Annotated in this window: 10 protein-coding genes; all 10 read left to right on the plus strand. The window is 40.4% G+C overall.

The genetic code is table 11. From position 1 onward, the window contains the following. Positions 1-174: 174 nt before the first annotated feature. On the plus strand, positions 175-963 hold the full coding sequence (mraZ, locus tag AC1EKB_RS00515; RefSeq protein WP_481248533.1) for a division/cell wall cluster transcriptional repressor MraZ: 789 nt from the start codon (positions 175-177) through the stop codon (positions 961-963). Beyond that, positions 960-2,030 (plus strand): 16S rRNA (cytosine(1402)-N(4))-methyltransferase RsmH, encoded by a 1,071-nt coding sequence (gene rsmH / locus AC1EKB_RS00520; protein WP_481248534.1) that lies wholly within the window; start codon positions 960-962, stop codon positions 2,028-2,030. Before mraZ ends, rsmH begins: the two co-directional genes overlap by 4 nt. Further along, positions 2,030-2,746: a hypothetical protein gene (locus AC1EKB_RS00525; protein ID WP_481248535.1), complete on the plus strand. Its 717-nt coding sequence runs from the start codon at positions 2,030-2,032 to the stop codon at positions 2,744-2,746. The genes rsmH and AC1EKB_RS00525 overlap by 1 nt, the downstream gene beginning before the upstream one ends. Then, positions 2,746-4,812 (plus strand): peptidoglycan D,D-transpeptidase FtsI family protein, encoded by a 2,067-nt coding sequence (locus AC1EKB_RS00530; protein ID WP_481248608.1) that lies wholly within the window; start codon positions 2,746-2,748, stop codon positions 4,810-4,812. The genes AC1EKB_RS00525 and AC1EKB_RS00530 overlap by 1 nt, the downstream gene beginning before the upstream one ends. Before the next feature lie 22 nt (positions 4,813-4,834). Beyond that, the gene (locus AC1EKB_RS00535; protein WP_481248536.1) at positions 4,835-6,016 is read left to right on the plus strand and encodes a UDP-N-acetylmuramyl peptide synthase; all 1,182 of its coding nucleotides are present in this window, start codon (positions 4,835-4,837) and stop codon (positions 6,014-6,016) included. 47 nt (positions 6,017-6,063) lie between these two features. Continuing rightward, entirely contained in the window at positions 6,064-7,872 is a 1,809-nt protein-coding gene (locus AC1EKB_RS00540; RefSeq protein ID WP_481248609.1) for a UDP-N-acetylmuramoyl-tripeptide--D-alanyl-D-alanine ligase, read from the plus strand. Further along, positions 7,869-8,972 carry a phospho-N-acetylmuramoyl-pentapeptide-transferase gene (gene mraY, locus AC1EKB_RS00545; protein WP_018619883.1) on the plus strand — a complete coding sequence of 368 codons (1,104 nt, stop codon included), beginning with the start codon at positions 7,869-7,871 and terminating at the stop codon, positions 8,970-8,972. Before AC1EKB_RS00540 ends, mraY begins: the two co-directional genes overlap by 4 nt. A 79-nt stretch (positions 8,973-9,051) precedes the next feature. Then, positions 9,052-10,620, plus strand: a complete 1,569-nt coding sequence (murD, locus tag AC1EKB_RS00550) for a UDP-N-acetylmuramoyl-L-alanine--D-glutamate ligase (protein ID WP_481248537.1) — start codon at positions 9,052-9,054, stop codon at positions 10,618-10,620. Next, the gene (locus AC1EKB_RS00555) at positions 10,613-11,980 is read left to right on the plus strand and encodes an FtsW/RodA/SpoVE family cell cycle protein (RefSeq protein ID WP_481248538.1); all 1,368 of its coding nucleotides are present in this window, start codon (positions 10,613-10,615) and stop codon (positions 11,978-11,980) included. Before murD ends, AC1EKB_RS00555 begins: the two co-directional genes overlap by 8 nt. 228 nt (positions 11,981-12,208) lie before the next feature. Beyond that, entirely contained in the window at positions 12,209-13,417 is a 1,209-nt protein-coding gene (locus AC1EKB_RS00560; protein WP_481248539.1) for a UDP-N-acetylglucosamine--N-acetylmuramyl-(pentapeptide) pyrophosphoryl-undecaprenol N-acetylglucosamine transferase, read from the plus strand. The last annotated feature ends 1 nt before the right edge of the window (position 13,418 follow it).

Below are 13,418 nucleotides of genomic sequence, written 5' to 3' on the forward strand. Positions count from 1 at the left end.
GGCTAAAACTAGGCGTTTAAGTATACCTCGAGGCTAATACACGTTGCATGTTTCCAATCTAAGTTAAAAAAATATTATTTTTTTACAAAAAAGTGGGGATTTTTGGTGAGGAATGGGGTAAAATGGTGAACGATGTGCAAGTGGCATATTGCATGTTGAAAAGGAGGTGGATTTATGGCTAGTAACAATGCTGGCGCAAATGCGCAAGATAAAGCCAATTCCTCCTTTAAGCATGCTCAAAATCCATCTGGTTATGATTCTCAAAATACGGCTCAAGCTAATGCCCAAGATGCGCATATGCCAATGCAAAATTCTCAAGCGTACGCTCAGCCTTATTATGTGATTCCGCAAATGCAGCAAGTGCCGCAAATGTATCAAGCGCAGCAAGTGCCGCAAATGCCTGTTATGCAGCCTGTTATGCAATCTCAACCTACGTCTTCGGCTTTTACATCCACTCCTTTGCCGCAAGACGCAGTTTTTGGTGCTAATAATTTGCAAAGTCAGGCTAATAATCATGTAAAGAATCCGATACTTCTTGGAACTTATTCTCCAAAAATAGATGCCAAGGGTCGAGTGGCTTTACCAGCAAAATTCAGATCCCAATTGGGCAATGGTTTTGTTATGGCTCGCGGACAAGAGCGATGCGTTTACGTTCTTCCAATGCAAGAGTTTGAACGTATTACAACTCAAATTCAGCTCACATCTATGAGTAATAAGTCTGCAAGAGACTACCTTAGAGTCTTCCTTTCTGGTGCTGTTGATCAGGAGCCAGATAAGCAAGGACGTATAGTGGTGCCTCCAATGCTAAGAGATTATGCCAATCTTGGAGATGAGATTGTTGTAATTGGTGTTGGAACTCGTGCAGAAATATGGAATAAATCTGCTTGGAACAATTATCTTGCAGATAAAGAGCAAGATTATGCTGATATTGCAAATGATGTTCTTCCGGCGGTGGCACAATGAAAGATTTATCTACAATTCATGCGCCAGTGTTGTTGGAAGATTGCGTAGATCTTGTTTCTCCAGCACTAGACCATAAAGACTCTATTGTTGTTGATTGCACACTGGGTCTTGCGGGTCATGCAACGGCTTTTCTTAAAGCTGCTCCACTTGCAACGCTTGTAGGTATAGATAGAGATAGTGAAGCTCTTGAATTAGCTACACGAAGAATGCGCGAAGAAGGATTAGAAAATCGTTTTATTCCAGTTCATGCCGCTTTTGACGAAGTTGACAAAGTTCTTGAAGATTTAGAAATCGATAGGATTGACGCAGCTTTTATGGACTTAGGTCTTTCTAGTTTGCAAATAGACGAGGAAGATAGAGGATTTTCTTATTCTCATAACACAGTCTTAGATATGCGCATGGATACAACTCAAAGTGTTACTGCTGAAACCATTCTTGCGACTTATAGCGCATCCAGTCTTGCTCAAATATTCCGTGAGTATGGTCAAGAACGTTTTTCTGGCCCAATCGCAAGAAAAATAGTGCAAGTTAGACAAGAGAATCCAATAAAAACGTCTGGTCAGCTTGTTGATTTAGTGGATCATGTTATTCCGCGTGCTCATCGTGCTCCAGGAAATCCTGCTAAACGAGTTTTTCAGGCTCTTAGAATCGAAGTTAATGGAGAACTAGATAAGCTTTATAGGACTTTGCCAAAGCTTGCTTTGCGCTTAAATAACGGTGGCAGAATTGTTGTTGAGTCTTATCATTCTTTGGAAGATATTACAGTTAAGCGTTTTATGAATAAAGGCTTAGAAGTAGATGTTCCAGCAAATATGCCAATTATTCCGCAAAGCGCACAGCCTTTCTTTAAGTCTTTAACGCGTGGAGCTATTAAAGCATCTGAAGAAGAAATTGCAAATAATACAAGGTCTTCTTCTGTTCGCTTACGCGCAGTGGAGCTTATTAGAGATATTCCAGATAGGTGGATTAAAGACTTTACAGCTATTGCTCAAGGAGAAGATTCATCTTTGCATCGTTCTTCTGCTAAATCGAATGGTGTAAATAACAGCAAAGGAGGCAGGTTCTAATGGATAAGCCAAGTAAAAACCGTGCTTCTAGGATTGCTGCGTCTTATGCCAGTTCATCTGCTCCTGCTGGGCGAGTAGACGAGAAAGCGGCTGGTAATAATTCAAGGCAAAATCGCGTTTTAAAGTCGATTCCATTAGTGTTTAGTGCCTCTGATCGTAGGTCTTACACAGTAATGAATCACTTACATAGAGTTATAGAGTGGAGTAATACTCGTAAGGCTCCTCTTTTTAACTTGATTATTGTTGTTATTTTCCTTTTTGTTACGCCTACTACGTCTTTGTTGTTGCGCACAAAAATGGCGGAGATATCTTTTGAACAAGCTGCCACTCAATCAAGTATCTCTAGGCTTCGTCAAGATGTGGAAACAGCGCAAACAAAGTTAGACGCTTTAGAAGCGGATCTTCCAGCAAAAGCACAGGATATGGGAATGATTCCACAACAGGGAGCAATAACAGTTGATCTAAGTGCTTATGCCAATAAAAAGAAGGCAGAACAAGCTGCTATTGAAGCTCAAAAAGCTAAACAGGAACAAGCTAAACAGGAACAAGCTAAACAGGAACAAGCTAAACAGGAACAAGCTAAACAGCAGCAAGCTAAACAGCAGCAAGCTAAGCAAAAACTTAAACAACAGAAAACTGAACAACAAACTAAACAAGACCAAAATAAACAACAAACTAAACAACAGCCAGAACAAAAAAATAAGGAGAAACATTGATGAATCGCCTAATCAAGCAACGTTTCGCCAAATACTCAGGCAAAATGAAAACAGTATTGTATTATGCCAAACTTTCTGGTAAAAAGTTGCGCTCTATTAAAAGCTCTATTAAAAGCAGAGTAAGCAAAATCAGCCAAAGCAGATTCAATACGCGTAAGTTGTACAAATCATACAGCAACAATGCCGCGCGTTCTGGTTCTGCTTTTGCTTCTTCTGGAGCTAATGCACGTTATGGCGCTCAAACTAGCGTTATACGAAACACGGTTTTTGCAAAAAAGTGTATTGTTGTTGCAATGCTATTCGCGTTTATTGCATCTATAGCAATAGTAAAGCTTAGCTTTATACAGTTAATTAATGCACGTTCTACTGCTCAGGCGGCGCAGGCAGAACGTAGCAGAACTCGTCCAATACTTGCTCGTAGAGGTCGTATTTTAGATGCAAACGGTGCTGTTTTAGCTCAAAGCGTTGAAAGATACAACATAATCGCAGACCCTATGAACGCTCAGTCCTTTAAGCCAACTCCTTGCACAAAGCAAACTGCTGGTAATTGTCATGCAATTAATGGCAAAGATGTTGAAGGAACTGGCGCTGTTGCTGTAGCACGCCTTTTGGCTCCTATTTTGCATATGAGCTCTGTGGAAATTGGCGGTAAGATTGCAGGCGTAGGACGTTACGCTGTTATTAAAAGAAATGTTAAGCCTTCTGTTAAGCGCGCAATAGACAAGCTTAATCTTTCTGGTTGTGTTTATGCAGAAAACAGTAGCGAACGCGTGTACTCCAGTGGCCCTATTCTTGGTGCTTTAATCGGCTCTGTTAAAGATGCTGAAGAAAGTGCTCGTAAGGAAGCAAAGGGTAGAAGAGGTGAAATTGGTGAATCTGGACTAGAGCTTTCTCAAGATAAGGTTCTAACTGGTAAAGATGGATATCAAAAATATCAGGGAAATAACGTTGGAAATGAGAAAATTCCTGGAACGGTAAGTGAATATAAAGATGCTGTAAATGGTAATGACATAAAGCTAACCATTGATAGTGATGTAGATTGGTACGTTAAGAAGGTTCTTCTAGACGGCATAAAAAAGTATAGAGCTGGATGGGGCGTTGCTGTTGTTCAAGATATTCGCACTGGAGAAATCGTTGCTCTAGAAGATAGCGATAGTATTAAAGCTGGTTCTGCCGAAGCTAGAGCGTCTGTTTCTAAAGCTGTTAGCCAAGTGTTTGAGCCAGGCTCCATTGGTAAAGTTTTCTCAGTTGCAGGCATGCTTCAGACGGGCGCACGCTCGTTATCAGATAAGTTTGCTGTTCCAGGAAGCATTGAAAAGCAAGGTCAGCTTTTCCACGATGCTCATAATCATGGTGTTATGAGGCTCACTTTGGCAGGCATTTTGAAGGAATCTTCTAATGTTGGCATGATTATGGCTGGCGAAAAATATCCAAATAACAAGCGTTATGAGTTTTTGTCTAAGTTTGGAATTGGGCAATATACTGGATTGGGCTTGCAAGGTGAGTCCCAAGGTTTGCTTCCGAGTGTTCAAGCGTGGGATGGTCGTAAGCAAAACACCGTTTTGTTTGGTCAAGGTTACGCAACAAACGCTTTGCAAATCACTAATGCTATATCAACAATCGCAAATAAAGGTGTAAGACTTAAGCAATCGATTATCAAGTCTGTAATTGATTCTCATGGTAGAGTTACGGAGCGCAAGAGGCCAGAAGGCACTAGGGTGTTGGATGAGCATGTTGCTGATCAAATGTTAAATGCTATGGAGTCCACTGCAGAATATTACGGTAGCTACATATCTGTTAATGGATATCGCATTGCTGCAAAGAGTGGTACTGCAGAAGTTGCTGGATTTGGCGGAGCGCTTAGCTCTATTGTTGCAGACTGCGCAGCAATATTGCCTGTTGATAATCCACGTTTTGCAATAACTGTAGCATTAAGCAATCCAGAAGGTACATTCGGTGTTTATACTGCGGCGCCTATTATAAAAACAATAGGCGAGTTCCTAATGCAAAAGTACAACGTTCCAGTATCGACGCCTCGCACCAATCCTATTGCTGTACAATGGTAATAGATAGCGAGCGAGGGCGAGTATGAATGCTGTTGATGAATTTTCCAGAACAAGAGTAACTCTTGGTTTTGCTGCGCAACAATATGGTTTTGAAGTAATACCATCTTTTGCTTCTGGAATAACAATTACTTCTTTAGCGTGCGACGTTAGGAATGTTAAGCCTGGGTGTCTTTTTATTCCTGCAAATCGCGTAGATAAAAGACAATTGGAAGCTGCTAGAGATGCTGGAGCATACGCAGCAATGGTTACTCCAGAGTTTAGATCCGAAGCAATGAGCGTTGGTATTCCACTTTTAGTTTCTTCCAACAATCCAGTAACTTTGGGTAAGCTTGCTTGCGATGTTAATAATGACCCATCTTCTTTTATAGCGACTTTTGCGGTTGCTGGCGATGATGATGACGAAGTCTACGCAAATGTTATACGTTTAGCAGATTTTCTTCATATGCTTGGCAACCCAATTGGTGTTATAAGCGCTGCAGGGTCTAATTCTCTTCAGCGAGAACTGGATTTAGAATATCCGCTTGGAATCGTGGATATTCAGCACAATTTGTCGGTATGTGTAGAAGATGGTGCTGCAGCTGTTGTTATAGCGTTAAATTCTGCAACTCTTAAAAAAGACGCTTTGCAATCTGTAAACATTGATGTTCTTGGAGTTGAAAGCAATAATGCTCTCGCAATGGCTGGAAGTCTTGATTTGTATAAGTCAGATTCCAGTTCGCAAGCTATTGAACACAGTAGTAGCGATTTGGCATATGATTCAAGCTTGGCAAATTCAAAAGATAAGTCGCAAGCAAGCGGCGCATTAGAAGCCAAATCTAAAGAGGATGCTAATTCAGAAGATTCGCAAGATTCGTATGAGTCTAAGTCTAAAGGATTATCGGAATCACTTATATATAGTAATAAAAAAGATGATTCTAAGATTGATTCTAAGATTGATTCCAAGATTGACGGATCAAGCATAAAATCTGCGCGCCCTGTAATGAGTTTTTATAATTTGCAACAAAGGTATGGATTTATAAGTCACGAAAGATCTTATTGTGTAATGCGTTCTAGGGAATCCGATGAGCTAGCTGCATTAGCAGATCAAATCGGCGGAAAAAGTGTTAGTAAACACCTTTCTCTTTCAATCGCAATGGTTCTTGCTGCTGGTGTTAGAAGAGGAACAATTAAGAGCGCGTTGCGAGTATCTCACGAACTAAAATAGAAACCAATATTTAAGAGCAAAAAATGTTTTCAGTAGAGCAAAATAGCATGCAAAATAAAATTACAAACACTGTTTTTACGCAAGATAGCACTCATATGATGCCTATGAGCATTAAAGAGGTAGCAGATGCTGTTAATGCAAGTGAGCTTTTATGTGGTTCGTCGGCATCTTGCGATTCGGAGTCTTGCGGTTCGGTAAAAAGCACCGACATTGTTAATTCCGCCACAAGTGATTCGCGTAATGTTTCTTGCGGAGCGGTATTCATTGCTATAAAGGGCGAACGAGTAGATGGACACGATTTTGTTCAAAAAGCGGCTCAGCTTGGAGCCAAAGCTGCGATTGTGGAACATGCTGTTTTGTTGGATGAAAGTGTGCAAAACAAGATTGCTCAAATCGTTGTTAAAAATTCGGTTGAAGCGCTTGGACTTTTAGCAAAACATAATCTAGCTAGTCGCCGAGCGTTAAACACGCCGTTTAGCATTATTGGCATAACTGGTTCCGTTGGAAAAACTACCACAAAAGATATGCTTAATGCCTTGCTTTCAACACTTGGGAATACTGTTGCGCCTGTTGGCTCTTTTAATAACGAGATTGGATTGCCATTAACGTCTTTGCGTGTAAACGAGAATACGCGATTCCTTATTGCAGAAATGGGTGCAAATCATGTTGGCGAAATCGCAATGCTCACAACTATTGCGCCTCCTGATTTATCGGTTGTGTTAAAAGTCGGTGTTGCTCATTTGGGCGAATTTGGATCTGTAGAAAAAATTGCGCAAGCTAAGAGTGAGATTGTTAGGGGACTTTTGCCTCATGGTGTTGCAATTTTGAATGCAGATGATTTTCGCGTTGCGGCTATGAGCAAGCTGGCTGACCAAGATAAAGTTCGCTGGTTTGGCTTAAATGTTGATAGTAATGGCAATTTTGATGCATCGAATAATGGCAATTATCAATTACGCGCGCAAAATATTTCTTTAGACGAAAGTGGTTGTGCAAAATTTACGATTATCGAAAGTGAAAACAGCGCAACTAGCGCAACTAGTGAAAACAGCGAAGATAGTGAAAACAGCGCAACTATACATCTTGCGCTTCCTGGCGTGCACAATGTTATGAATGCTCTTGCTGCATCAAATGTTGCACGATATTTTGGAATGAGTCTTAAAAACATTGCTCTAGTTTTGAATAAAGTTTCGCATATTAGTCCGCATCGCATGCAAATTTCTGTTATTTGCAAAGATGATAAAAAATTTACACTTATTGACGATTCGTTTAATGCAAATCCAGACTCTATGAAAGCAGGAATTGATGGATTATGCTCTTATGAGTCCGATGATTCTTCTAATTCTGCTGATTCTTCTGAATCCGACTATTATGCAGATTCCGTAGACTCCGCCGATTCTGCCAAGTCTTCGTCCACTAAACTTTTTAGAATCGCTGTTTTAGGCTCAATGTTGGAACTTGGAAAAGACGAATATAATATGCATGAGTCTATAGGAAAATATGTTGCACAAAAGAATATTGACGCAATAATTTCCGTTGGATCTTCCACAAATGAAAAATTAGATGAATTAGCTTCTTGCATAGCTAAAGGTGCTAGAGATAATTGGCAAAATAACAGAAATAACAGTGTAAATAAGTATCAAAATAACAATGTTGATTCTAAACACAACGTGTACTTTGTACATGATTGTATTGAGGCGAATAATATTGTTTGGAGTCTTGTGGCTGAGCATTCTAGTACTGTTGTGTTGTTAAAGGGGTCTCATGCTTCGGGGCTGAGCGTTTTGGCTGAAAGCTGGGCTAAACTTAGTAAGAGCCTTAACGCTAGCCTTAACAAAAATACGGAGGTTAACCTGTGATTGCGCTTATTGTGGGAATAGTGGTTTCGCTAATAGTCACTATTGTTGGCACGCCGCTTTTAATCCGCTTAGTACACCGATTAAATTACGGACAATACATTCGCCAAGACGGCCCGCAATCCCATTTAGTTAAGCGTGGCACTCCTACAATGGGCGGTGTTGTTATTAATCTTGCTGTTGTAGTTGGCTGGGCTGCATCTGCTTTATACAGGTATTTTTCTGTTGGCAGAACGCCTTCTTGGTCTGCAGTTCTTGTTCTTTTTGCAATGCTTTCAATGGGCTTTTTAGGTTTTGTTGATGATTTTGCAAAGGTTAGAAAAAAGCAGAATCTTGGCCTTTCTGTGCGAGCAAAGTTATTTGGTCAAATTATTTTTGCAAGCATTTATGCGCTTTTGGCTCTTATGCTTCCAACTCAGTCGGGCATTGCAAGCGCGCAGCCTGGCATGAGTTTTATAGAAAAGCCATTCTTTGATTTTTCTATGTTTGGCAAAGCAATAGGAATTGTAATTTTTATTGTTTGGGTAAACTTTTTAATGGCTGCATGGTCTAATGCCGTAAATCTTACAGATGGATTAGACGGTCTTGCTGCTGGATCTTCTATGATTGCTTTTGCGGGATATGCGCTTATCGCTTTTTGGGAAAGCTACCACGTTAAAGGCGGCGGTCATTTTGGATTCTCTTATGCTGTATCGGATCCGCTTGATTTAACAATTATTTCTGTTTGTGCTGCTGTTGCTTGCTTTGGATTCTTGTGGTACAACTCAAATCCTGCTCAAGTGTTTATGGGAGACACTGGCTCCTTGGCATTAGGTGGCCTTTTTGCTGCGCTCTCCATTGCTACTCACACAGAGTTTTTGGCTGTTATTTTAGGCGGACTTTTTGTTGCAGAAACTTGCAGTGATGTGATTCAGGTTGGTTGCTTTAAGTTGACGCATAAGCGCGTGTTCAAAATGGCGCCAATCCACCATCATTTTGAGCTTGTTGGTTGGGCAGAAGGCAAAGTTGTTGTTCGTTTTTGGATGATTGAGCTTATGTTTGTTCTGTCTGCGTTGATGACGTTCTATGCGGATTGGGCAGGTCGTTCTGGACTGTTGATTTAGCCTGATTTAGCCTGATTTAGCGTGATTTAATGTTATATAGCGTAATCTAAAATAATCTAGTGTGATTTAAGGTGATTATATGAGCAGCGTTGCAAATGATTTGTACAAAGATTTATATTTGCACAATGAATTCCCGTTCCATAACGTTCTTGTAGCAGGATTAGGTGTTTCTGGCATAGGAGCTATGGAAGTGCTTAAAACTGTTGGTGTTAATGCGATTAGCGCAGACGAACGCAAGTCGGAAGCACAAATCCACGATTTTTCTAAAATCGATTGGAACACGATTGATGCCGTTGTAACATCGCCAGTTTTTAATCCTAGAACGCCATTTATTCTAGAGGCTCAAAAGCGCAATATTCCAGTCATCAGCGAAGTGGAGCTTGCGTGGCTTGTGCGCGTAAAGTCGCTTAAAACCAATCTTCCAGCTGCATGGGTTGGAATTACTGGAACAAATGGCAAAACCTCTACAACAGAGATGACTTCCGAGATGCTTACATCTTGCGGACTAGATGCTCCTGCAGTCGGCAATATTGGCAAGTCTGTTTCTCACGCTGCACTAGAAAAAGAACACGATGCGTTATGTGTTGAATTAAGCTCTTTCCAACTTCATTTTACTGATTCTTTAGAGTTGGATTGCGCTGCTATTACTAATATTGCGGCTGATCATTTGGATTGGCACGGCGGCATTGAAGCTTATGCAAAAGATAAGTCGAAAGTTTTTAATGGTGTTAGAAAGGCGCTTGTGTACAATGCTCAAGATTCACGAGTTAGCGAATTAGCAAAAAATGCACAAGTCAAAGATGGTTGTAAAAAAATCGGTTTTACGCTCAGCGCTCCAAAATGCGGAGAAATAGGCGTTGAAAATGGCTGGATTGTAGACAAAAGTGGCGTTGCTGGCGCAAAAATTGGCGAGCCAGTTAAAATAGTAGCGCTAAAAGAACTAAAACATTTATGCGAGCCAGATGGAAGCGTGTATCCTCATCTTCTTGCAGACGCACTAACTGCACTAGCTTTAACTCTTGGCTTAAAACAAGACGTTGAAAATGCAGTCAAAGCATTGTGCAACTTTGCTCCAGGAGGGCATAGGATTCAAACTGTTGCAACTCTAAAAGCTAAAGATAATCTTCCAGAACACTCGATTCGTTTTGTGGACGATTCAAAAGCTACTAACGCTCATGCTGCTGCCGCTTCTATTTCTAGTTTTGGCAAAAAATCCGTAATTTTGATTGCTGGAGGCCTTGCAAAAGGCGGTCATTTTGAAGATTTAGTTAATCAAAATCGCAATATTATTAAGGCTGTTGTTGTTATTGGATTAGATCAAAAGCCGATTATAGAAGCGCTTAATTCCAAAGGTCAAGGTATTCCTGTAACAATAGTTTCCGCGAATGGCGAAAGTTGTAAATCCTTTGATTCTGTAGACGATTGCGTTCTTAAAGAGGTTGAGGAATCGCCAATTCTTAACGCGGATTCTACTTTGGGTCAAAAAGTTATTTCTACAGCTGTTCAAGCTGCTGGAGGGTACGCGCAACCTGGAGATGTTGTTCTTCTAGCGCCAGCATGCGCTTCTATGGATCAATTTGTTTCTTACGCCGATCGTGGCAATCGTTTTGCTAAAGAATCTGAGCGATGGGTTAAGAGCCATGAATGAGAACAATAAAAAAGCTAGCTCATCAAGTTCTAGAAATCCTAAAAAGCTTAAAAAGCACGGTTTTGGCATTTTTGGCGGTTTTGGTGGCAGATCTTCTGGAACTAAGGCAGATTCATCTACTAATATTTCGGGTGTTCAAGAAACATTTAGTGATAATACAAAGGCTTTTAAGCAATACGTTGGTATTCGCAGTATTTTTAACCCATTGTGGTGTCTTTTTGGACTAAGAATATCTGTTGTAATATTAACCGTTTTTGGCTTATTTATGGTGTTTTCAAGCTCGTCGGTAACGATGATTACCTACGGAGCTGGCCCTTGGGGTTCTGGAATGAGCCAACTGTTTTATTGCGTTATTGGTCTTGTTGGATATTTGATTTTTTCACATCTTCCTGTTGATTTTTATAAAAGCAGGATTATTACCATTTACGCAATATCGGTTTTTATGCAATTTTTGACTTTTGTACCAGGTATTAGGCACGAGGTTAATGGTAATGCAAGCTGGATTAAAATAGGCCCGTTTACAATGCAGCCAGCAGAAATCACCAAGCTTGCTATATGCATTTGGCTACCAATGGCACTTATTCTTGCAAAAAAGGCTTATAAGCGTGTTGCTATGCGCGCCTATATTCCAACCGTTGTAGCTTTGGGTGTTTCGGTTCTTTTAGTTGTTGCAGGCAAGGATCTTGGTACTGCTCTTATTATTTTGCTTATTGCTGTTGTGGCATTTTATGTGGGAGGATTCCCTACAAAATGGCTTGTTGTTGCACTTTTAACGGCTTGTGCAGCGGTTTTATTGCTTGTTATTACTAGCCAAAATCGTATGCGTCGTATTCTTGCTACGATTCATGGATGTGATGCAAAGTCGATTAGAGGCGTTTGTTTTCAGGCGATTCATGCGCAATACGCAATGGCGTCTGGTGGAATAATGGGAGTTGGCATAGGTAATTCTAGAGAAAAGTGGAATTATTTGCCGTATGCTCACAACGATTTTATTTTTGCAATCATTGGCGAAGAGATGGGCTTTATTGTTGCTTCTTGCGTAATCCTTCTTTACATTGTGATTGGATGGTGCTTGCTAACTTCTGCTTTGCAATCAACAAATAAGCTTGTTTCAATATCTCTTATTAGCATTGCTACTTGGATTGTTGGCCAAGGACTAATAAACATTTTGGTTGTTGTGCAGATTTTGCCAGTTATGGGCGTTCCTATGCCATTTGTTTCCGCAGGTGGATCTTCTCTTGTTATGTGTCTTCTTGCGATGGGTGTTGCGGATAGTTTTATTAAGAGCAATCCGAACATAAAATTTGGGAATAAATGGTCATTAAAGCGTGCAAAATCGCGGCAGCAAAGTGGTGATTAATACGCTCAATATCTAAACAAGTGTTAATCAAAATCAAGTGTTAATCAAAATTGGGAAAGTATTATAAAATTATAAAATTATAAAAATCCGCTTTTCATAAAAATTTTGTTTAATTTATATTTAATTGTTAAGTCATATATTAAAGTTTTAAGTAGATTAGTTCTGATTGGTATTTCTGATTGGTATTTCTGATTGGGATTATTAAATAAGCAGATTGTAGGTGGCGAATTGGCACAAGATCAATATAAAGATAGCAATTCTTTGCATGTTGTTCTAGCAGGCGGGGGCACTGCTGGTCACGTTAATCCTCTTCTTTCTGTAGCGCATGCATTAAAAGATTTAGATGAGTCGGTAGAAATCAGTGTTATTGGCACTAATGCTGGTTTAGAAAAAACGCTAGTTCCTAAGTCTGGTCTGCCATTAGACGTTATTGAAAAAGTTCCATTCCCTAGAAAACCTAATTTGTACATGCTTAAGTTTCCTTTTAAGTGGATTCGCGAAACGCGCAAGGTTGCTAAGATTCTTGAGCAAAGGCATGCGAATATTGTTGTTGGATTTGGCGGTTACGCGTCTGCGCCAGTTTATGCACAAGCGCATAAGATGCATTTGCCTATTGTGATTCATGAGCAAAATGCGCGCGCTGGAATGGCAAATAAGCTTGGTGCGCGTTGGGCAAGCATGATTGGGTGCGTTTACGAAGGCACTGGTTTAGTCGCAAGGGCAGCGTCGAATAGCAAAGCTATAAGAGTTGGTCTTCCTCTTAGAAAATCCATATCCGATTTATGCGCAAAGATTACTCAAGACATTGATTTAGCTAGATTTGAAGGCGCTAAAAATCTTGGACTAGATCCTAGCAGGCCGATTATTCTTGTAACTGGAGGGTCTTTAGGTGCTAAAAGCATTAACGAAGCTGTTTCTATTGCTGCTGGCGATTTACTAAAATGCGCGCAAATCATTCATCTTACGGGTAGCGGAAAATCTAAAGAAGTTAAAGATAATGTTGCGCGCTCGGCTGGTCTTAATCAAATAAACGACATTAAGCCAGAGCATGCAGGCCTTGGTGATTACCATATTTGTGAATATTTAGAGCGAATTGATTGGGCTTTTGCTTGCGCGGACTTGGTTATTTGCCGATCGGGGGCTGGAACTGTTGCAGAAGTGTCTGCGATTGGCGTTCCTGCAATCTACGTGCCGCTTCCAATTGGAAACGGCGAACAGCGATTTAACGCGCAGCCTGTTGCAAATGCAGGGGGAGCGATTATTGTAAACGATTGTGATTTTAGCGATGATTGGATTCGCGCTAACGTGTTGAAATTGCTTAATAACCCAGACGAGCTTTGCCAAATGCGTGAAAAAGCTTGGAAATACGGCATTCGCAATGCCGCAAGAGTAATGGCAGAGCATATTCTTAAGATTGCAAAAGAAAGCAAAAAATAAT

Source organism: Gardnerella sialicivorans subsp. sialicivorans (genome assembly GCF_056746795.1).